At 40.8% G+C, this 24,892-nt stretch carries 27 protein-coding genes; 22 read left to right on the plus strand and 5 right to left on the minus strand.

All coding sequences use genetic code 11. The features are described 5' to 3' along the window. The first annotated feature begins 212 nt into the window (after window positions 1-212). Both BUB05_RS10585 and BUB05_RS10590 read left to right on the plus strand, forming a co-directional pair. The gene (locus tag BUB05_RS10585; protein WP_073049585.1) at window positions 213-788 is read left to right on the plus strand and encodes a GNAT family N-acetyltransferase; all 576 of its coding nucleotides are present in this window, start codon (window positions 213-215) and stop codon (window positions 786-788) included. A 99-nt stretch (window positions 789-887) separates the two neighbouring features. Next, window positions 888-1,148, plus strand: a complete 261-nt coding sequence (locus BUB05_RS10590; protein WP_094762859.1) for a PspC domain-containing protein — start codon at window positions 888-890, stop codon at window positions 1,146-1,148. Between the two features lie 127 nt (window positions 1,149-1,275). Here BUB05_RS10590 and BUB05_RS10595 read toward each other — a convergent pair whose 3' ends face one another. Beyond that, on the minus strand, window positions 1,276-1,662 hold the full coding sequence (locus tag BUB05_RS10595) for a carbonic anhydrase (RefSeq protein ID WP_073049587.1): 387 nt from the start codon (window positions 1,660-1,662) through the stop codon (window positions 1,276-1,278). Between the two features lie 196 nt (window positions 1,663-1,858). On the opposite strand from BUB05_RS10595, the gene BUB05_RS10600 reads away from it, so the two are divergent. From BUB05_RS10600 to tpx, 20 genes are all read left to right on the plus strand, one after another. Then, complete coding sequence (locus tag BUB05_RS10600) at window positions 1,859-3,409, plus strand: FGGY-family carbohydrate kinase (protein ID WP_094762860.1); 1,551 nt, start codon at window positions 1,859-1,861, stop codon at window positions 3,407-3,409. Between the two features lie 326 nt (window positions 3,410-3,735). Beyond that, a complete protein-coding gene (locus tag BUB05_RS10605; RefSeq protein ID WP_073049588.1) occupies window positions 3,736-4,422 on the plus strand; it encodes a response regulator in 687 nt (228 codons plus the stop codon). A 2-nt stretch (window positions 4,423-4,424) separates the two neighbouring features. Beyond that, complete coding sequence (locus BUB05_RS10610; protein ID WP_073049589.1) at window positions 4,425-6,236, plus strand: HAMP domain-containing sensor histidine kinase; 1,812 nt, start codon at window positions 4,425-4,427, stop codon at window positions 6,234-6,236. After that, complete coding sequence (locus BUB05_RS10615) at window positions 6,229-7,629, plus strand: hypothetical protein (RefSeq protein ID WP_073049590.1); 1,401 nt, start codon at window positions 6,229-6,231, stop codon at window positions 7,627-7,629. The genes BUB05_RS10610 and BUB05_RS10615 overlap by 8 nt, the downstream gene beginning before the upstream one ends. Continuing rightward, a complete protein-coding gene (yycI, locus tag BUB05_RS10620) occupies window positions 7,630-8,445 on the plus strand; it encodes a two-component system regulatory protein YycI (protein WP_073049591.1) in 816 nt (271 codons plus the stop codon). It begins immediately after the preceding gene. A 236-nt stretch (window positions 8,446-8,681) separates the two neighbouring features. After that, window positions 8,682-9,944, plus strand: a complete 1,263-nt coding sequence (locus tag BUB05_RS10625) for a UDP-N-acetylglucosamine 1-carboxyvinyltransferase (RefSeq protein ID WP_073049592.1) — start codon at window positions 8,682-8,684, stop codon at window positions 9,942-9,944. A gap of 11 nt (window positions 9,945-9,955) precedes the next feature. Beyond that, the gene (locus BUB05_RS10630; protein WP_073049593.1) at window positions 9,956-10,744 is read left to right on the plus strand and encodes an MBL fold metallo-hydrolase; all 789 of its coding nucleotides are present in this window, start codon (window positions 9,956-9,958) and stop codon (window positions 10,742-10,744) included. A gap of 125 nt (window positions 10,745-10,869) precedes the next feature. Beyond that, complete coding sequence (locus BUB05_RS10635; protein WP_094762861.1) at window positions 10,870-12,138, plus strand: S1C family serine protease; 1,269 nt, start codon at window positions 10,870-10,872, stop codon at window positions 12,136-12,138. A 128-nt stretch (window positions 12,139-12,266) separates the two neighbouring features. Then, on the plus strand, window positions 12,267-12,761 hold the full coding sequence (locus tag BUB05_RS10640) for a flavodoxin family protein (protein ID WP_073049594.1): 495 nt from the start codon (window positions 12,267-12,269) through the stop codon (window positions 12,759-12,761). Then, window positions 12,754-12,921: a CxxH/CxxC protein gene (locus tag BUB05_RS10645; RefSeq protein WP_245819856.1), complete on the plus strand. Its 168-nt coding sequence runs from the start codon at window positions 12,754-12,756 to the stop codon at window positions 12,919-12,921. Before BUB05_RS10640 ends, BUB05_RS10645 begins: the two co-directional genes overlap by 8 nt. A 128-nt stretch (window positions 12,922-13,049) precedes the next feature. Beyond that, window positions 13,050-13,337 (plus strand): 30S ribosomal protein S6, encoded by a 288-nt coding sequence (gene rpsF, locus BUB05_RS10650; protein ID WP_073049595.1) that lies wholly within the window; start codon window positions 13,050-13,052, stop codon window positions 13,335-13,337. Window positions 13,338-13,352: 15 nt separating this feature from the next. Further along, window positions 13,353-13,808, plus strand: coding sequence for a single-stranded DNA-binding protein (locus BUB05_RS10655; RefSeq protein WP_073049596.1), 456 nt, complete (start codon window positions 13,353-13,355; stop codon window positions 13,806-13,808). Between the two features lie 14 nt (window positions 13,809-13,822). After that, the gene (gene rpsR, locus BUB05_RS10660) at window positions 13,823-14,062 is read left to right on the plus strand and encodes a 30S ribosomal protein S18 (RefSeq protein ID WP_073049597.1); all 240 of its coding nucleotides are present in this window, start codon (window positions 13,823-13,825) and stop codon (window positions 14,060-14,062) included. A gap of 904 nt (window positions 14,063-14,966) precedes the next feature. Beyond that, window positions 14,967-15,290, plus strand: coding sequence for a hypothetical protein (locus tag BUB05_RS10665; RefSeq protein WP_073049598.1), 324 nt, complete (start codon window positions 14,967-14,969; stop codon window positions 15,288-15,290). Window positions 15,291-15,434: 144 nt separating this feature from the next. Then, window positions 15,435-16,322, plus strand: coding sequence for a DMT family transporter (locus BUB05_RS10670; RefSeq protein WP_073049599.1), 888 nt, complete (start codon window positions 15,435-15,437; stop codon window positions 16,320-16,322). 399 nt (window positions 16,323-16,721) lie between these two features. Then, window positions 16,722-16,970: an NAD(P)H-dependent oxidoreductase subunit E gene (locus BUB05_RS10675; RefSeq protein WP_073049600.1), complete on the plus strand. Its 249-nt coding sequence runs from the start codon at window positions 16,722-16,724 to the stop codon at window positions 16,968-16,970. After that, a complete protein-coding gene (locus BUB05_RS10680) occupies window positions 16,967-18,691 on the plus strand; it encodes a [Fe-Fe] hydrogenase large subunit C-terminal domain-containing protein (protein ID WP_073049601.1) in 1,725 nt (574 codons plus the stop codon). Before BUB05_RS10675 ends, BUB05_RS10680 begins: the two co-directional genes overlap by 4 nt. Next, complete coding sequence (locus BUB05_RS10685) at window positions 18,688-19,854, plus strand: SpoIIE family protein phosphatase (RefSeq protein ID WP_073049602.1); 1,167 nt, start codon at window positions 18,688-18,690, stop codon at window positions 19,852-19,854. Before BUB05_RS10680 ends, BUB05_RS10685 begins: the two co-directional genes overlap by 4 nt. A gap of 84 nt (window positions 19,855-19,938) precedes the next feature. Beyond that, window positions 19,939-21,399, plus strand: a complete 1,461-nt coding sequence (locus BUB05_RS10690) for a monomeric [FeFe] hydrogenase (protein WP_073049603.1) — start codon at window positions 19,939-19,941, stop codon at window positions 21,397-21,399. Window positions 21,400-21,483: 84 nt separating this feature from the next. After that, entirely contained in the window at window positions 21,484-22,002 is a 519-nt protein-coding gene (gene tpx / locus BUB05_RS10695) for a thiol peroxidase (protein ID WP_073049604.1), read from the plus strand. Between the two features lie 63 nt (window positions 22,003-22,065). Here tpx and BUB05_RS10700 read toward each other — a convergent pair whose 3' ends face one another. The 4 genes from BUB05_RS10700 to BUB05_RS10715 are packed head-to-tail and all read right to left on the minus strand — an operon-like array spanning window position 22,066 to window position 24,877. Beyond that, window positions 22,066-23,001: an alpha/beta hydrolase gene (locus BUB05_RS10700; RefSeq protein ID WP_094762863.1), complete on the minus strand. Its 936-nt coding sequence runs from the start codon at window positions 22,999-23,001 to the stop codon at window positions 22,066-22,068. After that, entirely contained in the window at window positions 22,998-23,780 is a 783-nt protein-coding gene (locus tag BUB05_RS10705) for a hypothetical protein (protein ID WP_175548552.1), read from the minus strand. The genes BUB05_RS10700 and BUB05_RS10705 overlap by 4 nt, the downstream gene beginning before the upstream one ends. Further along, a complete protein-coding gene (locus tag BUB05_RS10710; protein ID WP_073049607.1) occupies window positions 23,758-24,678 on the minus strand; it encodes an ABC transporter ATP-binding protein in 921 nt (306 codons plus the stop codon). The genes BUB05_RS10705 and BUB05_RS10710 overlap by 23 nt, the downstream gene beginning before the upstream one ends. Next, entirely contained in the window at window positions 24,671-24,877 is a 207-nt protein-coding gene (locus BUB05_RS10715; RefSeq protein ID WP_073049608.1) for a PLD nuclease N-terminal domain-containing protein, read from the minus strand. The genes BUB05_RS10710 and BUB05_RS10715 overlap by 8 nt, the downstream gene beginning before the upstream one ends. Window positions 24,878-24,892: the final 15 nt, after the last annotated feature.

Consider the following 24,892-nt stretch of genomic DNA (forward strand, 5'->3'; position numbering starts at 1 on the left):
TGCTTAGCTTAGGGCAGTCAAAAATGTATAATCCGGATGTATCAATTATTATTTGGTTTGTTCAGCGCAATATGCATATCCGGTATTTACATGGAAGACAACACATTGCTTAATTCTTGAATTATTCTCATGTAAGTATCGGAACTCTATGACTTGTATAGACCGTGCATGTGAGGGTATAATTACAATGATACATACAATGGGGTGGAGATATGGCAAATTTTGACAAGACTCCGATTTTGAATTCGGAGAGAATAACTTTAAGAGAGATAAATGTTCCTGTGGATGCACCGGAGTGGTACAAGCTGTCCAAGGATCCGGAAATACACAAATGGACTGGAAACAATGCACCTGGAAATGTCTGGGAGACCAGAAAGAACCTTAAAAAATATTCTGAAATTGAACAGATCATTTCCTGGGCAATAATAAGCAATGAAACTGGAAAAATCATTGGAACCTACTGGGTGTGGAAGCCTATAGAGTATCCCGACGGATCTGTCATTATTCCAGCTGAAGTTGAAAGGATAGCTAAGCACTGCTGGAGGAAGGGATACATGAAGGAGGCAAGAAAACTTGTCTATGACTATTGTTTCAATACCTTGAACGTAAATGAAATACATGCCCAGGTATGGAAGGACAATGTAAATTCGGTCAAGTCCCTTGAACATGCAGGACATGTACTCTACAAGGAAGAGAAAAAGCTTATAGAGCAGCTGGGCTCATACCATATTGAGTGCAATTACAAGATTACCAGGGAAACATGGTTGAACAGCAGACTGATGAAGTAAGGTAAAAGACTCAACCTATTTAATATATTTCTAATAATGTGTTAATATATACTTAAGGGTGAAGGTGTATAAATAAGGTAATAAATATATTGAAAGGTGATGAGTTTAGTGGAAAGAAAACTATATAAGAATACAGACAATAAGAAAATAGCGGGTGTTTGCCAGGGGGTTGCTGAATATTTCGATATCGATCCTACGATAGTAAGAATTGTATGGTTTGTGTTTTCGTGGTTCTATGGAATAGGAATAATGCTTTACATACTTTTATGGATAATGCTTCCTGAAAAGTCTGAAGTGGCAGATGTCTTGAGCAAGAGTGAAATGAAGGATGACTTCTACAACGATGATGATGACAAATAGAAAGCTGGTTTTGAAAGTCAATTGAAACTTTTCGACCGATAAACAAGAAGACTTTCCAAGCTTCAAAAAAAGAGAAAACCCGGGTTTTCTCTTTTGTGATTTTTTGTTGAACTGTTTTTTAAAAGTTTTATAATGTCAATTCCTCTTCGACTTCCCAATCATCATTGATATAGAAACCTATTATTTCCACATCCTTGTCCTTGTATTCGGACTTTAGAAATTTAAGGCTGTCCTTGATATGTTCTTCCTGGGCTTCCTTTGATACTGGATTGCCGGCACAGTCGTAATGTCCTGATATTGCAATGACTTTTGACCCATGTTTGTTTATGGAAATGTCCACCTTTCTTAATATTGAACGTACAATGTCTTCGTCGTTTTGGTCAGCCAGTGCATAGCAAGGTCCGGGTTCGGTAATTGAGTCTATGTATTTTGCATTATATTTTTCCTTGAGATATTTGTTGATTTTTTCCTGAATACGACCATCGATACAATGGATTGACGTAACAAATTCCATAAAACCTCCAAAATGTTTTTCGTTTTTTAATACCAAATATAACATAAAAATACAAATAGTTCAATGAAAAAAGGGGAATATCGGGAAATCATCTTTTCAGAAGTGCTGAATCATTTCATTCAAACACCTTGTAAATTCTGTTATAATGGATTTAGTGCACTGATTGTTGATAGAATAATGAATTCCAGGAGGAAATGTGGACAAAAATTGTTTTATGACCATTGATTGCGGAACTCAGAGTGTTAGGGTGCTTGTTTTTGACATCAAGGGCAGTCTCCTGTATAAATACAAGTCTGCAATAGATGAATACAAGACATTGAATCCGGGGTGGAAGGAAATCGACCCCGACATTATATGGAATAAAATATGCATAGGAACAAGAAGCCTTTATGAAAAGGACAGGAATCTCTTCTTTCGCATAGAGGGAGTTACCGTATCCTGCCAGAGGGACTCAGTAGTGGTGGTTGACAAGGATGGTAAACCCCTTCGTGACTGCATAATATGGATGGACAAGAGAAAAAATGAAGAAATAAGACCTATGAAGCAATGGGCCAATGCTCTCCTGAAGCTTGTGAGGTTCAAAAGAATAGGCGAGACATACAACAGGGAATTCAGGGCAAACTGGATAAGGGCAAATGAACCGGAAGTTTGGGGAAAGGTCCACAAGTACCTCCTGCTTTCCACTTATCTGAACTATAAATTGACTGGGAGATTTGCTGACAGTACGGCATCGACCATAGGGCATCTTCCATTCGACTATAAAAGGTTTAAATGGGCGGGGAAAAACGACATCAAAAGGCAGATATTCGACCTTGATGACAGCTATCTCTACGAACTTGTCAAACCCTGTACCATTATGGGTGGAATTTCCGGCAATGCATCCTTGGAAACAATGCTGCCCAAGGATCTGCCTGTAGCAGCGACAGGATCTGACAAGGGTTGTGAAACCATAGGAGTGGGTTGCAGGAATCTTGAACAGGGAAGCATTTCTCTTGGTTCGCAGGCAACCATACAGACTGTCGCTAAAAAGTATTTTGAAATAGTGACATTGTTTCCGCCGTTTCCCTCCGTAAAAGAGGGATGGTACAATCCTGAAATCACAATATACAGAGGGTTCTGGATGGTGAAGTGGTTTGAGGAGGAATTTGCCCACAAGGAGCTTGTGGAGGCCGGTGGCAGTTCTCAGGAAGCCGTAAAGCTTCTGGATGACAAGCTTGACCATATTCCGCCGGGATGCGACGGTCTGGTTCTTCAGCCTTTCTGGGGACAGGAGCTTCTAAGACCTGAAGCCAAGGGGTCTGTCATAGGATTTCATGATTACCATACAAGAGAACATCTGTACAGGGCGATAATAGAAGGAATAGCCTTTGCCCTTCTCGAAGGGATAGAGACTCTTGAGAACAAGTCAGGAAAAAGGATGACAGCCATAGCATTGTCCGGAGGAGGCTCCCAGAGTGACACTATATGCCAGATTACGGCAGACATCTTCAACAGGGAGGTATACAGGGTCCAGACCTTTGAAACCACTGGCCTTGGAGGAGCAGTTGCAGGATTTGCCGCACTGGGAAAATTCGAGAACATAGACCAGGGAATTGAGAACATGGTCCATAAAAAATCCATTTTCAGACCTGATGAAAAAAATTCCAGGATCTACAGAAAGATATACACAAGGGTATACAAGAATATATACAAAAAACTTAAACCGCTATACGAAGAGATGGAAAAAATACACCAAGATATGTTATAATCAGACGAAGCAGCTATGCTGTGTTATCCGCGTAGCGGTATCGTCGCGTAAGAAAGTCAACCTTGAAAACAAAATACCAACGTTTCAAGGGATTTTGTAAGTAAAGGACTTTCTGTAGTCCAGGCAGAGCGACTATGTCGCATCAGCCACGAAGTGGTGCTGCCAGCGAAGGAAAGTTTACATTTTAATAAAACACCAATGCTTCAAGGTGTTTTTATATAGAAACTTTCTGTAGTCTAGACGAAACAGCTATGCTGCGGTATCAGAGTCGGCGGATATTGTCGTGCATAAAAGTTTTTGAAATGATAATTTAAGGGAGAAATAAAATGAGTGACAAGATATTGGTTGTAGATGATGAACGACCTATAGCAAATATTATTAAATATAATCTTGAAAAGGAAGGATATGACGTTTCCACTGCCTTTGACGGTAATGAAGCGGTAGAGCTGGCAAGGAAATCGGAACCGGACCTTGTCCTTCTTGATATAATGCTTCCATACAAGAATGGATTCGAAGTGCTTAAGGAAATAAGGACCTGGTCCACGGTGCCTGTACTCATGCTTACTGCCAAGGAAGAAGAGGCGGACAAAATCGCAGGACTTGATTCCGGCGCAGATGACTATATTACCAAGCCTTTCAGTATGAATGAGCTGATTGCAAGGGTCAAGTCAAACTTGAGAAGGAATAGCTACAAGAATCCTGAAGAGGAAATGAAGACCAAGATTGTACATTATGGAAGGCTGAAGCTTGATTACAATAAACTTGAAGTATACAAGGACGACGTACTCATATACCTGACCCACAGGGAGTTTGAGCTGTTGAAATATCTTTCTCTCAATCCTGATAGGGTATTCAAGAGGGAACATCTTCTCAAGGAGGTATGGGGCTACGAATTTGGAGATTTGAGAACTGTAGACGTTACAGTAAGAAGGCTCCGTGAAAAGATTGAAAACAAGGACGACAAATATATAATTACAAAAAGAGGTGTCGGCTACTACTTCAGGAGGATTTAATAATGTTTAAAAGCATCAGGTGGAGATTCACATTGATTTATTTTCTTCTTGTATTCATGGCAATGGCCATGGTTGGATTCTTCATTACGGATCAGCTGGAAAAAATACAGCTTGACTCAATAACCGAATCCATGAAAAGCCATATATCCTCCATACTTGCAAGCTCTTCCCTTCTACAGGGAGAGGAATGGTCTGAAAACAGCCAGCTCATCGACGAGTTGATAGAAAACAATGTTCAGATAGGCTACAACGAGAGCCTTTACATCATACTCAATGACAGTGCCAAAACAATAATTGCCAGTTCTGTCAGAAGTACTATGGGAGACAGTGCCTATGAAAGCAGGAGGATCGACAACCTTCTGGTTCTTGATTCCCTCAAGGGAGACATCGTAGAGACTATACCTTCAGAAGATTACGACCAGCCCGAAGGCAGGGTGAAGCATATGGCATATCCTGTAAACAACAAGGACGGGTCCATTGAAGGGATAATATATCTTACCTACCAGTTGGACTCGGTGTATGAAACAATAGGCGAGACGACCATTATGCTCACAAGGGCTACAATGCTGGCCCTTTTTGTTACGGTCATTTTTGGGTTTTTCCTGGCCAGGAGCATTACAGGGCCTATAAAGGATGTAACAAAAAAAGCAAGGGAGATGTCCAAGGGAAACTTTGACCAGGTTGTTGACGTCAGGTCAAATGACGAAATAGGACAGCTTGCCATGATGTTCAACTTCCTGACGAAGGAACTGAAGAAGAACATATCAAGCCTGCACCAGGAAAAAAGCAAGATGGAAACAACCTTCAACTATATGGCTGACGGAGTAATAACCTTTGACATGAAGGGCAGAATCATTCACGCCAATCCGGTTGCGAAGGAAATACTTGAAATAGACGATGAAAAGGAAACTGACGGTAATGAGATATTGAGCAACCTGGATTATCAGCTGACCCGGGAGGCACTTGTGGAAAATGAGTTTTTGGGCAGCGCAATCATAAATATCGATGACATGATATACAATATAAACTATGCTCCTTTCAAGAACGAGATGGAGGAAATAGGCGGAGTGATATTTGTCATGCAGGATATTACTGAGCAGCAAAGGCTTGATGACATGAGGAAGGAGTTTGTCGCCAATGTGTCCCATGAGCTTAAGACTCCTATAACAACAGTAAAAAGCTATACGGAGACGCTTCTTGGAGGAGCCCTTGAGGACAGGGAAACCGCTGAAAGCTTCTTGAATGTAATACTCAATGAGAGTGACAGGATGGACAGACTTGTCAAGGACCTTTTAAGGCTGTCCAGGATGGAATTCAAGCAGGCCAAATGGAACAAGGTACCCTTGCATCCATGTTCCGTACTGGAGGAGACTGTTGAGAAATTAAAGAACAGGGCTGAGGATAAAAATCAAAACCTTGTATTTGGCCGTTGTACAGAAGAAATTGAAGTCATGTTCGACAAGGATGGCCTCGAGCAGATATATCAGAATATCATTGGGAATGCAATCAAGTATACTCCTGAAAACGGAGAGATAAAAATAGGTTGCCATGTTGAAGCGGATTTTGCAGTGGTTGAAATCGAGGACAATGGGATAGGAATACCTGAAGCGGATATAAAGAGGATTTTTGAAAGGTTCTATCGGGTTGACAAGGCAAGGTCCAGGGAAATGGGAGGCACGGGACTTGGGCTTGCAATTACCAGACATATTGCTGAAGCCCATCATACAGTCATTGAGGTAGAAAGCTCCATGGACAAGGGGACGAGATTCAGGATAGTCATGCCTCTAAGTTCAAGAGGTGAGAAAAATGCATAAGGAGAAGATTAAAAATCTTATTCTAATTCTTCTTGTAACCTTTGCAATATTTCTTTCTTCACAGGTTTGGCTCAAGTTTTCATTTGAAAGATATAACAATGAGGTAAATGTGGAACTTCCCGAGTCAATATACCTTTGGGACAAGATCAGACCTGCGAAATACGTTCTTACAGACGGAAAAGAATACAGGATACATAATTCGGAGTGCTGTGAGGAAATATGGGATGTGTTTATAGAAAGCATTGGCGATATGGTCAGATATACAGAATTTGAAGGTGTCGCCGACGAGGAGAAGATTGAGAACAGAAACATAAGGATTGAGTTTGACAATCCTATTCCGGTTGTACTGTTTATAGAGGGAATGGAAACCAACAACAATAAGCTTCAAAGTCAGATCGGCAATGTAAAGTGGATTTCATACGACTTCGACCGAGACGAATTTCTGATAAATGACGGTAATGAAACCTATGGATTTACGATGGAATCAAATACGGAGGAACTTCTTGAAGCCTATGTCAAAGCTGTTTCATATGCAAGGGACAAATATGAGGGAACCTATGTATCGAACTATGGTTCCGACGAAATCCCCATTTCCACCAGTGAAGTGACCTTGAATCCCGTTTTTGTCAAATCGGAGATTGATATAGATGATACCGAGCAGATTGAAGAGATAGCAGAAAACTATTTTGAGGAGAACTTTGACTATGTAAGGAAAAGCGTAGACAGCACCGGCAGCGTAAACTATATATATAAAAATGAAAAGGTGCTGAAAATCAACAAGGACGGATTGCTGGAATTTTACGATTCCATTGACAGCTCACTTGAAAGAAGCGATGTGTACGAGTCCTTCAAGGTCGCCTTGTCCTTTATGGATGATTTTCTTGGATTCCCTGAAAATGCCTATCTGAGCGAAGTGGAACTTTTCCAGAAGGACGGTGAATATGGATACAGCTATATCTTTTCCTACAACCTTCTTGACAAGCCAATAATCTTCAGTCAGGTAAGGGATGAAAAGGCCATACAGATAGACGTCTTTGGAAGCAAGGTTGTATTGTACAAAAGGTTCATAAGGGTTATGGATGAATCAATGGAAGCAGCGATGAAAGAGGTTGAAGTGCTGTCGCCTGATGAAATAATCAGAAGAAACATAGACTTTGTAACCAGTCTTTACCTTGAAAGAAGCGGTGGAGGAGATGTTGAATTCGAATCTGTAAAAAGCCATATACTGAATTCCATCTACAACATAGAGCTTGCTTATTTTGACCCTTCGAGAAAATTGAAGGACCAGCTCTTGAGAACGGTATGGGTAATCAGGACAACGGACAGGCAGTATGTATTCAATGCCATATCGGGAGCTATAATTGAAGAAACCGTTGTGGAGCCGGAGGAATAAATGGATTGGAACAAGGCTAAAACAATACTAATAATAGGCTTTATCATCATAGATGCCTTTCTTTTTACCCAGGTTTATGACATAGGGCCGGGTTTGGGAAAGGATGTATCTCCCGTAATACAGGTTTTGCAGGATCAAGGCATAACAATTGAAGCGGAAATACCTTCCGAACAGTTGTCTCTTCCACTTCTTGAAGTGGAATATGAAATCTATGACGGGGAAAGCTCTGAACTGGCGAAATTCCTGGGTGAGAATTTTTACGAAGTTAAAATCGATGAACACTACAGAAATGATGAAAGTGAAAATATTCAAATCAAGGATGGGAAAAAGCTTGTATACCAGCATAGGAAAACTGAAGCGGATTATGATCTTGACCTGGAAGAGGCACATGGTTATGTAGAAAGGTTTATTGAAGACTATTCCATGGATATGGATGGCTATGGAGAGTCCATTTACGTAAATGATAAGGGTGTTTACAATATTACTTATCATGAAATGTACGGTGAATATTCCCTTGAGAACTCCTATATTACATTTATAGTTGATGGAAAGGGCGTGGCAGGATTTGAAGAGCAAAAAATAAATTCCGTCAAAGAAAGTCAAGGAACACTGGGCATGACAACGGGAGAAGAGGCGCTGCTGAGGCTCCTTAAACATGATGACATATGGGGATGCACATTAAAGGAAATAAAAATCTGTTATTACGATGATGAAGCAGGGGAAGACTGGAAAAATATCGTAAAGGATACGGTGGATCCTACATGGAAGGCCGTTTTTGATGATGGTATAATTAAATATTTGATAGAAACGGAATAATTGTTGAAATGTTCATGCATTTATAATATGATTATTTCAGTGAAAATTATGAATACGACTGGATATAATGCAGCGCAGCTGCTTTCTTGCAGCTTAAGAAAGTTAAAAATGCATAATACCTTGAAGCGCTGGTATTATGCGGTCAAGGAAACTTTCTTTCGCGACTTAATAAATGCTTGTGCATTTAACGCAGCATAGCTGCTTTCTTGTCTGATAATAAATATAAGGATGGAATAATGGCAAAACTAATCATTGAAGGTGGAAACAGACTACAGGGAAAGGTTAATATCAGCGGATTCAAGAATGCTGCTCTGGCGATAATACCGGCGGCAATATTGACCGGCAGCAGCTGTACAATAGAAAATCTTCCTGTAATTCAGGATGTTCTTGTATACAGGGATATATTAAAGAAATTGGGAGCTGATGTGGAGGTTACAGATGATGGAATCATGAATGTTGATACGTCAAAAATTACTGAATGCAACCTTCCGAACGGACTCACAAAAAAACTCAGGGCATCGTATTATCTTCTGGGAGCAGGTCTTGGCAGGTTCAAGGAGGTAGTAATATCCTATCCGGGAGGATGCGATATAGGTGTCAGGCCCATAGACCAGCATATCAAGGGACTTGAAGCCCTTGGAGCGAAGTTTTCAATTGAGGACAACCTTCTGAAGGTAAAGGCCGAGAAACTGGTTGGAAACAAGATCTATCTTGATGTTGTCAGCGTTGGAGCGACAATAAACATTATGATGGCTGCAATATTCGCAGAAGGTAAGACTGTAATAGAAAATGCGGCCAAGGAGCCACATGTGGTTGATACTGCCAACTTCCTCAATGCAATGGGTGCACATATCAGGGGAGCAGGTACTGACGTGATCAGGATAACCGGAGTTGAAGAACTCCACGGTGGTACATACAGCGTAATTCCCGACCAGGTTGAAGCCGGCACATATATGATAGCTGCAGCTGTAACAAAGGGAGACCTTATAATAAATAATATAATTCCCAAGCACCTTGAGCCCATTACGGCAAAACTCAAGGAAATGGGAATGGGAATAGAAGAATATGGAGATTCTTTCAGGGTACACTATGAAAATGAACTTGTACCTGTAAACATCAAGACACTTCCATACCCTGGATTCCCTACAGATCTCCAGCAGCCAATGACTGTTCTTTTGTCACTTGTTGACGGAGACAGCATAGTAATCGAAAGCATATTTGAAAACAGGTTCAAGTATATCGACGAGCTTGTAAAGATGGGAGCCAATATAAAAGTTGATGGGAGAAAAGCGGTAATCAAAGGAGTGGAAAGCCTGAATTCCGCAGATGTATGGGCTACAGACCTGAGGGCGGGAGCTGCACTCATAGTTGCATGCCTTGCAGCAGACGGCGTATCTACTGTACATGACATCTACCATGTGGACAGGGGATATGAATTCATAGAAAATAAATTCATGAACCTGGGTGCAAAAATCAGAAGAGTAGAAGACGAAGAATAAAGGATAATCATATGAGATTTTGTTCCCTTTTCAGCGGAAGCAGCGGAAACTGCAACTATATAGGTACTGAAAATACAAGCATACTTGTAGATGCAGGACTCAGCGGCAAAAGAATACAGGGGGAAATGGCAAAGATTGAAGCCGATCCCAAATCCATAGATGGAATATTTGTCACCCATGAGCATTCTGACCATATTCAGGGTGTTGGAGTACTGTCAAGGCGCTTTGACCTGCCTGTCTATGCATCCAAAAAGACATGGGATGCCATGATATGCAAGCTGGGAAAGATAAAAGAAGAAAACATAAGATACATTGAGGCCGACAAGGCCGTGAACATAAAGGATTTGTCAATAACGCCCTTCAACATCAGCCATGATGCAGTGGAGCCCTTCGGATTCAATATTACAGACGGAAGGAAGAAAATAAGCCTTCTTACGGATACAGGCTGCATCAACAGCTATATCAGGGACAGAGTGTTGGATTTCGATCTGCTCCTTTTGGAGACAAATCACGATGTGGAGCTTTTGAAAGTAGGGTCCTATCCATGGTCCCTGAAAAGAAGGGTCATGGGAGAATATGGACACCTTTCAAATGAAACTGCAGGTGAATTTCTAATAGATGTAATGAAGGGTGAAGGAGAATGTGTATACCTTGGTCATCTGAGCCAGGAGAACAATTTTCCGGAGCTTGCAAAAAGAACCGTATCCAATATTCTTACAGAAAATAAAATTGAACTGAACCGGGAGATAATCCTGGAGATGACACACAGAGACAGGTGCAGTTCCATAAAAGTACTGTAATTCAGGTAGAATTAAGGAAATATCAATATCATTTAAATATAGACTTATTTTAGAAAACTTAAAACCATGCAGTTGGATTTTAAGTTTTCTTTCCTTATGCAATATCTAATACAGGAGGTTTTGTAATGAACAAAGGCGAATTTGAAGGAAAAACAAGCAAGGAAAATTCAGAAGAAATTCTGGAAGATGTATCTGAAGAAACTATTGGGGAATCAACCGAGGAAATCCATGGAGAACTGGCAAATGAACAGATGGCAGAATCTTATGGGCAACCTTCTTACAGGAAAAAGGGATATGGCAGGAAGTATTTTTTTACAGCCCTGGCTGGAGCCCTGGCAGGTGTCATCATAGGTGGTCTTGGAGTATATTATTATATTGATTCAAATATTGAAGAAATCAATGACAATCTGGGAATCGTAAAGGAAATAAATGTGGATACAAGCGACAATCTCTACTATGCATCGGCTGTTGCGGAAAAGTCCATGGATACGGTAGTGGGAATAGTCACTACCGAAAAGGTTAACAGCATGCTGTGGGGAACCCAGACATATGAAGGAATGGGTTCCGGAGTCATAGTTGATTCCGACGGATATATACTGACAAACTCCCATGTCATTTCAGATGGCGATGCAGATACAATAAGAGTCAAGTTCATTGATGGTAGTGAATCTGCAGGAACTCTGCTGTGGAACAATTCCACCATCGACCTTGCCATAGTCAAGGTTGACAGAACAGGTCTTCCTGCAGCAGAGTTTGGAGATTCCGACGACCTGATCATAGGAGAACCTGTAGTTGCAATAGGAAATCCTTTGAGCCTTGAACTGGACAGGACTGTAACAGCAGGTATAATCAGCGGCCTCAACAGGTCCATACAGATAGATGAATATACTGTAATGGAACCTCTTATTCAAACGGACGCCTCCATAAATCCGGGAAACAGCGGCGGACCTCTTTTCAACTCTGAAGGACTGGTAATAGGAATCAATACTGCAAAGATGACTTCTGCCGAAGGACTTGGTTTCTCGATTCCCATCAACATGGCAAAGGGCATAATAGACGAAGTTATTGAAAACGGAGAGGTGACGGACGTATATCTTGGAATCAAGGGTGTGGACGTGTCGGTATATGAAAAGCAGCTAAACGTCGACCTTACACCGGAATATGGAGTAGTGGTGGTTGAAATCTTCAAGGATTCGCCGGCGCAGACGGCAGGCCTCATGGCAGGAGACGTAATTCAGGAAATTGACGGGGAAGAGATTGACGACATGAGCGATGTACAGAGGCAGCTTTTCAACTACAAGCCCGGAGACGAAGTCCTCATGAAAGTCATTAGAAATGGAGATGCAGTTGACCTTGAGCTGGTATTTCAGAAAAAACCTGATAATTTCAACTGATATGACATTTTAGATAATTATTAAATTAATTAAATCTTAAGATTGAAGTCATTAAATCATCACATTTGTTTGACATATGTCCTCGACAGGTTTATTATATAGTATGTATTAAAAGCTGGAGGATTTACATGAGTGGTGTTTTAGTGGTTTTCTATACAAGAAGCGGCAACAGCGAAAAAATTGCACATGACATCTCGACAAAGCTCAATGGAGTAATAGATGAAATAACAATCGAAAAGGAATCAAAGGGTACTTACGGATTCCTGAAAAACATATTTGATGCCTATTTTGAAAATACAGAAACTATCAAATATGAAATTGACCCAAAGGATTATACATCAATAGTAATAGTATCGCCTGTTATAGCAGGGAAGATACCTTCGGCAGTAAGGCAGTATGTTGCTGAAAACCTGGACAAGATGAAAAATTATGGATTCATAATGAACAGCAACTACACTATAAGCAAGAAATCATCCAAGAGATTCAGGGACCTCATGCCTGAAGCAATAGCTGATTTTGCAACAAAAAATACAGACATTGATTTTGAATTCTACTGCAAGAGCCTTGAGGATTTTGCAGACAGGATCAGGATTGTAGTTGAAAAGGACGATCGTAGTGAATAAGGAAATCTTTTCATGTGAAGAACATATAGACATGGCAATAGACGATTATGTGAATTTTAACGGTGAAGCTCCCGAAGTATTAAGGCATTCGGGCAATAAATGCAAGTACTGCAGCAATGATGCAGTTTACATTGTAAAGCAGCCTGAGGATTTCATATAGCATAAAATATTTATTGAATAAATTATATAATATTGCTTGCTTTAGCCGGCGGGTAATGATATAATATCAAAGCTTATATCCTTGCTCTTTTGAAAAAAAGGGCCAAAGTCCAAAAGGAGGTGAAAACATTGAACAAGTACGAAGGAGTTTTTATACTTTTCCCAAATCTTGAGGAAGAAGTAAGAAATGCTGAACTTGACAAACTTAAGAAAATCATAGCTGATTACGAAGGTACTGTTGAAAATGTTGATGAATGGGGTCAGAAGAGGCTTGCTTATGAAATTAAGAAGACTAAAGAAGGCTACTACACAATCATTAACTTTACAGCAAAACCTGAAGTTGTAAAAGAGCTTGAGAGAGTTTGTGGAATCAACGAGAAAATGTTGAGACATATGATAATCAGAGACGAAAAATAGACAGGGGTAGCAGATATGAATAATGTAGTTATTATTGGAAGATTAGTAAGAGATCCCGAATTGAAGTTTATACCATCAAGCGGTATGGCAGTAGCAAACTTCACACTTGCCGTAGACAAGGAAATGTCAAAGGAAAAGAAGAGTGAGATGCAGGCTCAGGGGAAATCCACAGCAGATTTCATACCGATTGTAGTATTTGGAAAAATAGCTGAAACTTGTGCGAATTTTCTGGCGAAAGGCAGAATGACTGCAATAAACGGAAGAATTCAAACAAGGACTTATACTTCAAATGCTGGAGAAAAGAGATACATAACTGAAGTACTCGCCAGCAGAGTTGAATTTATCGACTGGGGAGATAAAAATCAGCCAGGAGCGAGACCGCAGGCTAGACCTCAAAGTAACGACAGCTTTCCTGACTTTACCGATGACGATATTTTTCAACCTACCGATGATGACGATATTCCATTTTAAAGGAGGTTTGAATAATGGCAGGATTTAACAACAAGAAAAGAAGAAGACCTAGGAAAAAGGTTTGTAATTTCTGTAAAGACAAAGTAACATATATAGATTATAAAGATGTAAGCAAATTGAGAAAATACACAACTGAGAGGGGCAAGATACTACCTAAGAGAATCACAGGTACTTGCTCAAAGCATCAGAGAATGGTTACAACTGCAATCAAGAGAGCAAGAAGTGTAGCGCTTCTTCCATACTCTGCAGAATAATCGAAAACAGGGGCTATCCAAATAGGATAGCTCTTTTTATTTGAACATTTACTTGGCCAAGTCGGGGTTAGAATAATTTCACATGATAGCGAGGTCGTGAATTCGAGGTGCGATAAATCTACATTATAATTTAAGATTGTCGTACCGAGTGAACAGGGAGCTATCATGTGAAATTATTCCATATTGTCGAGTAAGACATATGTCTCTAATATCAGGACAAAAACTTATTTTTGTAATAATTTTGTAACAAATGACATTATGCTTTATGATATACTGTAGGGGAATAAGAAAACAATATTCAAAATAATGAATGGAGGTAGCGATATGATTAAATTACAATGTACACCACAATGTGATATGAGAACAACAACAGCATATGATTACACAACAATTTCGCTGCCTGCAGGAGAAGTTCTTTAGAATAATACGTCTAAATTACCGCAGGCACATCTGCGGTTTTATTATGGAACAATATCGAATCTTGATTTGCATATTCCCTGCCGGGTTCATCGGTAGAGGGGAAGATGCTGCTAAATACGATTCGTTGTATGACATGACCGCAGATATGGAATCTGCGGTTTTTTTATATTCAAAATGCAAATCGGCTCCATAAGGAGTTTGAAATAAAAACAGGAGGAAAGAAAATGGGAAACCTAAAAGATGGAATGAAAAGAGGAACAGCAGCAAGAGAAGAAGGAAAGGAAACTGAAACAAGGCGCAGGGAAGAGGTGGAAACTGCCTGACTCCCTGCAGAAGGAGGTGAGAAAATGTTTAGTAACTTAAGACTATTTGAAGACATCAAAAGAATTCAGAACAGCGAGAAGGATATGATAATCAAGCTTGAGAGCAAGAAGACAATTAAGAAGAAATAATAAGATAAATATATATGCAACAGGAGGTTACTATGCATTGCAGTAATTTAAGAATATTTGAAAACAGAACAGGCAAGAAGAATTTTGAGATCCGTACATATCTGGAATCTGAAGGAATAAGGCATTCTTTCGAGGAGTTGAAGAACATCGAGAATGGATATGCATACTATACTGTATATTTCAAGGGTTTTATGGACTGTACAAAGCTAAGGAAAAGTAAGTATAAGTTTGAATCCTATGAGATAATAGGTAATGCGGTCAGATTCAAGGTGTGTGACAACAAGAGAAGCAGGAGGTGCTTCATGAAGTTTCTTGTCAATTTTGAAAACGGTATAAGAAGATTTGAATTCATATAGAAATAAGGCTGAATCGAAGGCGATAAACATCCCGGCGGTTCAGCCTTTTGATTTACATGTTAGTGTAGTTTTGTGCTATAATGGTTTGTATGCTTGGTACAGGCATGCAGAGAACTGATCAATCCACGGGAGAAAGACAAATATATGAACAAGAATGAAATAAGAGTTTCGTTGCTCATGACCATGGGTACATTTTTCTGGGCAGGAGCCTTTATAGCGGGTAAAATGGGGATTCACCTGTTGAGCCCTCTGATTCTCACATTCCTGAGAATGTTCTTGGCAACGGTAATAATATTCCCTTTTATGGTTATGAGGGAAGGGGACAACTGGAAGATAAAGAGGGAAGATATTAAGTATGCCGTAGCAACAGGTGTAGTTGGAATGATAGGATACCATATATTCTTTTTCTATGCGCTGAAATATACAGATGCTTCAAAGGCGGCCATGATAAATGCCATAAATCCCTTGCTGACTGCAATGCTGGCGGCTGTGTTCCTGAAAGAGAAGCTGTCGCCGCGAAAGACCTTCTTCATACTGACAGCACTGGTGGGGGTTATTCTTACCTTGTCTAACTGGAATGTTGGAAATATCATAAATTTCAATTTTAACATAGGTGATTTGCTTATGTTCACCGGAGCTGCCATGTGGGCAATATATTCGATAATTGTAAAGAAGGTAATGCACAGGTTCACACCGCTGAAACTTACAACATATACCTTCGTGACGGCTGCTGCCTTCACATTCCCTTTCGCATTGCCTGAACTCATAAATCTTGATTTACAGGCCATAGGATGGATGCCTTTTCTTGCAGTATTGTACATGGCTGTCTTTCCTTCGGTTCTGGGATATACCATTCAACAGATGGCAATCAAGGAACTTGGTGCTGCCAGGACAGCCCTTTTCATAAACCTTGTTCCCGTGCTGTCTGCAATCATGGCTGTAGTTTTCCTGGGTGAGCAGCTCTTCAGGCTAAATATTGTAAGCGGCATCATCATAATAATTTCGGTGATAATGTTCACAAGGCAAAAATGAAATTGTACAAAAAGCCACTTGCAGGTCGGTATAGCTGACTGAAAGGTGGCTTTTCTGTTGAACCAGCAGGAACTTCCAGGAGTGAGCATTCGACCAGAGATGTTAAAATATTAACGAGATAGTAACGTTTTCACAAACGGCGTTTTAAAATACGGTACTAGGTTCAGTAATGTAATATAAAAACTTTTGGTATGACTCGTGCAATCATTCATAAAACTGGGATTGTATAAAATAAAAACAATAGTTAAAAAATTAACAAAAACTATTGACTTTAATATTTCTCGGATGTATACTATCGGTGAAAAGAGGAAAGGTTATCTTTCCCTGTATAAAGCAAAATTATATATTTGTCAGAATGATAGACTGAAAAGTTAATATTAGGAAAAGAGGAGTATTATAATGAACGAAATATTTGTATGTGTAGGTAGTGCTTGTCATCTTAAAGGGTCGTATGACGTAATAGATTGTTTTAAAAACTGGATAAAGGATAATGAACTTCAAGACGACTTTGTAGTCAAGGCTTCATTCTGTCTAGGGCACTGTACTGATGCAGTATCTGTTAAGCTGGGAGAGGAAATTTATTCAGTATCTCCCGACAGTGTCGAGGAATTCATAAACCAAAACATTGCATGGAGCAGACAATTATGAAGATCATGGATTTTTATCCCGCCAACTGCAAGAATTGCTACAAGTGTGTAAGGAACTGTCCCGTTAAGGCAATAAGGATAGTGAATGACCAGGCGGAAATAATAGAAGACAAATGCATAGGTTGCGGAAGATGCTTCAATGTCTGTCCCCAGAATGCAAGAAATATACACAGCGATCTTGACAATGTAAGAGAAGCCCTGAAGAGAAAAAAGGTTGTTGTAAGCATAGCGCCAAGCTACAGGGGCATATATCCTAACTATAAAAAACTTATAGGGGCCCTCAAGACCCTTGGTATAGACAAGGTTGAAGAAACGGCAGTAGGGGCCGAACTGGTAACCAGCCTTTACGGCAAGTATATGGAGGATAATCCTGGAAAGAATGTAATCACCTCCTGCTGTCCTTCGGTAAATCTCCTCATAAGAAGATATTTTTCTGAAATAAGGGACAGCATAATACCTGTCGATACGCCAATGATAATTCACAGCAAGCTTCTCAAGGAAAAATATGGAGACAATGCCTATGTGGTATTCCTTGGTCCCTGCATTTCCAAAAAAATTGAAGCATGCGGATATCAGAAACAGGGAATAATAGATGCAGTAATATCCTTCGAAGAGCTTGAAGGATGGCTCAGGGACGAGGATATAAATATTGATGACTGTGATGAAATCATGCCGGACATGGAAGCTGGCAGGACAGGCTCCAGATATCCTCTTGAAAGGGGAATACTTTCAGGACTTGAAAAAAGCCTTGCTAAAAACGCCATGACACCGATTTCGGTGAACGGTCTTGAAAACTGCATGATGATATTCGAGGCACTAAGGGATGGAGAGATTGAAAATATCTGCATTGAAGCCAATGTATGCAGCGGCGGATGTATCGGAGGACCTGCAGTTCCCAAGGATTTCGACAATATCTATAAAAGAAAGATAAGGGCAATGAATTCCATAGACGAACTTGAGAATGAGAATATTGAAGACACTTATCTTGAAAACATTGAAAGACTCAGACCCTATGACAGGATATTTACAAGGAAGAAATATGAACCTCCAGTATTAGAAGAAGAGGAAATGGCAGAGATCCTTGCAAGAATGGGCAAATATTCAAAGGATGACGAACTCAATTGTGGAGCATGCGGGTATGATTCGTGCCGGGACAAGGCAATTGCGGTATATGAAGGGAATTCCCATCCTGAGATGTGCATACCCTATATGAGGATGCAGGCTGAAAGGCTTTCAAACATAATATTCGAATATTCACCCAACATACTCATACTTCTTGATGAAGACAAGAATGTACTTGACATCAATCCCAAGGGAGAGAAGGCGTTCAACGTCAAGCTCAACAATATAAAGGGCAAGAGCATAGAAATGATAATGTCGTCAAACGACTTTGATAAAGTTGTTGAAGAAGGAAGAAACATAATCGACAAGAAAATCAATTTTCCAAATTATGGCCTTAAGCTTAAGGAAAATATCATTCACATAAAGGAGCACAAGCTCATATACGGGCTTTTCTCAAATGTGACGGATGAGGAAAAAAGGAACAACGAGCTTGCGCAGTTGAAATTCAACACCCTTGACACCGTCAATACTGTAATAGACAGACAGATGAGAGTTGCCCAGGAGATAGCAGGTCTTCTTGGTGAAACCACTGCCGAAGCAAAGATTGCCCTCCTTAACCTTAAGAAGGTTGTTGAGAATGAAGAGGGTGAATTGAAATGAGCTGCTATCTGGACATAAACCACAAAAGCATAAACAAGCATGGCGAGGAGCTTTGCGGAGACAATGTGGTTGTTATAAACAATGAGGATGAGGCTGTAATAGTTTTATCGGACGGTCTTGGAAGCGGAGTCAAGGCAAACATACTGTCCACACTTACTTCCAAGATTGCATCAACCATGCTTAAGCAGGGAGCTACCCTCAGGGATACGGTTGAAACCATAATCAATACACTGCCCACCTGCCAGGTAAGAAAGCTTGCCTATTCCACCTTTACAATGATAAAAATAGACAGGGACAGGAATATGTACCTTGCTGAATACGACAACCCGCCTGCCTTCTTCTACAGGCATGGAAGGAACATCCCTCTGGACAAGAAGGAAACCATGGTTGCAGGCAAGAAGATCCTTGAGAGCCAGATCAGGCTTGAAGAGGGGGACTCGCTCAGTGTTGTCAGCGACGGTGCTATTCATGCCGGAGTGGGTCAGATGCTGAATCTTGGATGGGCATGGGACGAGATCAACGAATACCTCATGAATCTTAACCATGTGAATGATTCGTCAAACCTCATAAACGGTAATTTCCTTGGAGTGTGCAGCAATCTGTACAATAACAAGCCGGGAGACGACACGACAATCATGACAATAAAGGTTAAAAAGCCTTCTGTTGTGGATCTGTTCACAGGACCTCCCCTTGACAGGAATCTGGACGCCCTTCTGGTGGAGAGAATGGCTGAGGGAGAAGGAAAGAAGGTCATATGCGGAGGGACAACGGCTCTCATAGCATCAAGGGAACTCAAGAGGGAACTGGAAGTGGACAACGACACCATTTCTCCGGATATCCCTCCAATTGCATACATGAAAGGCTTTGACCTTGTCACTGAAGGAGTGTTGACTTTGGGCAAGGCACTCGAAAAGGTGAAATGCTACAACCAGTCGGCATTTGATGAGGATATCAGGATCAACGATTACAACGGTGTAGACCTGCTGGTGAAGATATTGGTGAAGAACAGCACCCATATAAACTTTCATATAGGAAGGGCAGTAAACCCGGCACATCAGAATCCAGATTTTCCGGCAGGTTACAACATCAAGTTCAATATAATTGAGTCCCTCATGAAGGAACTGACCATGTGCGGGAAGACGGTGAAGTCGATATATTATTAGCCGTCTGTCAAGGCAGTAAAAGCCAAATATTTGTAATCCCTTGAAGTTTTAGCATTGGGGGGGTTGAAGAAGCAGGAGAATGAAATGAAAAAATTTGAAAACCATGTACAGGAAATAAAATACAGCGTCCTCAAGGAGCTTGTGAAGGCTGAGCTTAAGGACAATCTTATAAACGAACTGCTGGTTATTCCAAAGAAGATAATACCGGGACCAAAGTCCGATTCAAGGTGTTGCATATATATGGAAAGAGCAATCATAAACGAAAGAATAAAACACATGCTCTATCAGTATGATGACGAGGTTATAAAGGTAATAGACATAGCCTGTGATGAATGTCCAATAAACAGGTTTTCCGTTACGGAAGCCTGCAGGGGATGCCTTGCGCATCACTGTGTGGAAAGCTGTCCCGTGGGAGCAATAGAGATAATCAACAAGAGAGCGCATATAAACCAGGAAAAATGCATAGAGTGCGGCAAGTGCAGCAGTGCATGCCAGTTCAATGCCATTTCCGATGTGCGAAGACCCTGCATAAGTTCATGCAAGGTAGGGGCTATTCAGATTGACCACAAGTCGAAAAAGGCGGTAATAGACAAAGAAAAATGCATAAATTGCGGAGAATGCGTCTTCAAGTGTCCCTTTGGGGCAATAACTGATACTTCAAACATCCTGTCCGTAGTGAGGGCTCTTAAGAACAGCAGCAGAAAAGATGGCAGAAGGGTTTATGCCGTGGTTGCGCCGGCAGTTGCTGCCCAGTTCGAGGATGTTAGCCTTGAACAGATTAACTTCTCCCTGAAGAAGATAGGATTCCACTCTGTACTTGAAGCGGCATTGGGAGCAGATATTGCAGCTGTTGCGGAAGCAAAGCTAATAGAAAAAGAGCTCAGGCACAAATCCTTTGTTACGACTTCCTGTTGTCCTGCCTTCGTAAGCTATATAGAGAAGAACTATCCGGATCTTGCAGAAAACATATCGCCGGCGCTGTCTCCCATGGTTATTACGGGAAAACTCATCAAGGATGCCGACAAGGATGCAACGGTAGTATTCATAGGTCCATGCACCGCCAAGAAGGTTGAGACTCTTAAGAACGAGTACAATTCATTTATAGACTATGCCATTGGCTTTGAGGAACTGAGAGCCATGCTGGATGCATACAATATAGACCTTGTGAATTCACCTGAGGAAAGCATAGACAATGCATCCTTCTATGGAAGGGTATTTGCCAGGTCCGGAGGGGTAACAAACGCCATAAACCGGGCAATAGACGAATACGGCCTGGATGTGAAGCTTAAGCCTGTAGTATGCTCCGGCATCAAGGAATGCGACAGGGCTTTGAAGCTTGCAAGGCTTGGAAAACTAAACGGCAATTTCATTGAAGGTATGGCATGCGAGGGAGGATGCATAAACGGTCCCCTGTCACTTAACCACAAGCCTAAAAACAAGAATGCAGTAGATATCCACGGTGAAAAGGCCAAGGAAAAGACAATAAAGGGTGCTGTAAGGGTTTATGAATTCGATGAAAACACATTCTGCAGGAATCAAGGATGAAAATTCACCTTTTAAAACATGTCCATCCTGTGATAAAATCATATTAAGATAATCCTTGAATGATAATAATTACAGGAGGCTATTATGGATAGAGAATTTGCAATATTCGGAGGAAAGAAGGTAGCGGTAACGGGAGATACGGTGAGAATCGGAGATAAGGCACCTAATTTCAGAGCTGTAAACAATGATTTGTCCGTATTTGATTTTTATAATGATACAAGCCGCAAGATAAAGATAATAAGTGCATCACCGTCCTTGGATACGGGGACATGTTCATTGCAGGCCGCATATTTCAATGAAAAGGCAAAAGAGTTGAGCGGTGATGTTGAAATAATAACTGTGACTGTGGATCTTCCCTTTGCTCAAAAGAGATTTTGTGGAGCGAATGACATCAACAACATAAGGACCGTATCCGACCACAGGCATCTTGAGTTCGGTGACAGATTCGGTCTTGTCCTTGAAGGGCTGAGGCTCCTTACAAGGGCGGTAATCATAATTGACGAGGACAATATCATAAGGTATGTGCAGCACGTATACGAGGTGGCTGATGAGCCTGATTACGATGATGTGCTCGAAGCCCTCAAAGAAATTGTGGAACAATAAGAGCAGTACCCCGGCGGAAAGTCAATTCTGTCGGGGTATTTCAATTTTGGACGTTGAAATATTCTACTCAACAAACCTTGCCACAGCCTGAATCAGTTCTTTGCTGACGGGGTAGGAAGGATCCGTATATGTTTTTATATCTTCCTTTTCAGATGATACGACTTTCAGTACGTGGTTCATTCCATGTATGACCATTGAATCACTTTCGGGATTTGCTATGAGGAGCTTTTCAATATCTTCAGTTGAGACCTGGCTGTCCATTGTTCCGCCAATAAGAATAAGCGGGCAGTTTACATCTTTTATGGATTCAACAGGTGAATATTCTATCCAGGAAAGGAGGAATTTCTGGTTTTCAACATTGAACATGGGGATGTTTTCCACACCTTCAGTTGTGATTTTTTCCTCCCTGAGATTGTTTATGACTTTTATTTCAATACTGTCCTGCTTAAAGGCGTTGCCTAATTGTTTTTCGAGAACCGCATCTATGCTTTCTGAGGGTCCGCATACAGATATCAAACCGTCTACTTCCAATTCGCAGGCGGCCTCAAATGCTATCAGACTTCCCTGACTGTGACCAAGAAGATAGATTTTTTCATATCCCTCTTCTTTCAGATATTCAACAGCGGATATTGCATCTGAAATGAAATCATCAAACCTTATATCATGATTGAGATATGATTTCCTGCTTATTCCCGCCGTCCTTTTGTCGTATCTGAATGTTGATATTCCTTTTTTTTCAAGTTCTTCAGCAAGGAGTTTCAATGAATCGTTTCTACCTTTCAAAATGGGAGTGTTCCCATTTCTGTCCGTAGGGCCGGATCCTGCAATTATTAAAACAATCTTGTCATAATTGCAGTGGATTGTTTCGCCATAGATATTGCCGTCCTTGCCCGGGAAATGTTCTCCCTTCCATGTTGCTGCAGTCAGAATCAGCAGTAAAGCGGCAATCAGGGGCAGTGCAATAAGTTTTTTATTCATCTTGTTTCGGTTTTTCATCATTTTCTCCTTCCTGTAAATTCAACATCATCCAGTCTTGCTGTAGATATTACGAGAAACAATGCTATGAATGATACGGTAATCAAAATGTTTGTAAAAAGCCAGTCCGGCGAACTTATGCTTAAGAGTGCGGACTCGGAGGCGAGTCCTGAAGGCAGATATTCTTCGATGTCAAGGAGCTTGCCGACAATAGGTATGCCGTATGCAGGCGGGAGACTTGCAAGGCTTGTCATCATCGGCTTTGTGAAGAATGAACCTGTAAAGATTACCAATGATAGAATGAATATGAAATATAAGCCCTGAAGTGTTCCTGATTTTAGCATTGCAGTGGCATCTATACCCTTGCCGAAAAGCGTTGAAGCATAGAAATAGTTTATGAAGTTTGCCAGTACCGCAGCTGTAAAGATGAAGATACTGAAGACTGCAAATTTAGCCGCAACAACCTGTGCTGATGATTTTCCTGAAAGGCGGGACACTGCCAAGGTTCTCGACCTGAATTCAGAAGACACTATGCCGGACATTACAAGGATGAAAATCAGGATGCATACTTCATAAACATCCGAGATATATGCCCGGATTATTCCTCGCTGGGAGGTATCTATCATGGAGCTTATGAATTCTTCCGACAGGTCTCCCATCTGTTCCCTTAGTATCTGGGGCATGATAAACTTCGTCATCACAGGATTTAATATTGCAAAGAATATGAATGCGGCAAGCATTATAATAAATCTATAGTTTTTCATGCCGTCCTTCAATTCCTTAAGCAACAGAAGTTTCATCATTGTCACCTGTCCTTTCAATAAATATGTTTTCCAGGCTTTGTTTTATCCTTTTTACCTCCAATATTCTCATGCCATTATCCATTAGGACGGATAGAACATCGTTTATTCCTTTGTTTCCTTTGAGTGTTATAGAGGAGACAGATCCTTCGTTTCTGAAGTCTTTGATGACCTTTTTCCTGATTAGAGAATAGAGTAGATTTTCATCTATGGAGATGTCCGTTTCTATGGAATATATTTGAGACAGGTGATTGTCAAGAAGGTTCTCCATTGAATCTTCAAGTATGGTCTTGCCGTTTCTGATGATGCCAACCTTGTCGCATATTGCTTCCGCATCATTCAATATATGGGTTGACAATATTATGGATTTTCCCCTGTCCCTTAAGTCTGACACAAGATTAAGTATGTCCTTTCGACCTTCAGGATCGAGGGCTGAAGTAGGTTCGTCGAGAATCAGGAAGTCAGGATTGTTTACGAGAGCGCATGCCATTCCAAGTCTTTGCTTCATGCCTCTTGAATATGATGATACCCTCTTGTTGCAGGATTTCAGCATGCCGACTGTGTCAAGAAGCCTTAGTATGGTGTTCTTTTCAGGCGGTTTTGAGCTGTATAGTGACAGGTTTTCAAATCCTGTCATCCAGTTGTAGAATATTGGCTCTTCCATCATATAACCAAGAGGAATTTCAAGTGGTATTCTTTCGAGTTCAATATTCCTGCCATTCCACAAACATATGCCGGAATCGTATGATGCAAGTCCGGACAGTATGTTCATGGTGGTAGTCTTTCCTGCGCCGTTGCAGCCTAAAAATCCGTAGATTTCACCTTCATTCATGTTTATGGAGATGTCTTTCAACACCTTTTCATTTTTAAAGTGTTTTGATATGTTGCAGAAACTATACATTTTCATTCCTCCCCAGAAACAGATACATTACAGGGCCCAGCAGGTTGATGAATACTACAATCAATATCCACAAGGGTTTGCTCAGGTTTCTGGTACCTTCTCTTATGATTTTTTGTATGCAGAATATCAAAAGGCCTATCTGCAGCAATGCAAGGGGCATTATTAGGGCAAGGTTTTGAAGATTAAGCAGTTCGTTCATTTTCATCGCTCCTTA

Source organism: Dethiosulfatibacter aminovorans DSM 17477 (assembly GCF_900142005.1).
Classification (GTDB): Bacteria; Bacillota; Clostridia; order Tissierellales; family Dethiosulfatibacteraceae; genus Dethiosulfatibacter; species Dethiosulfatibacter aminovorans.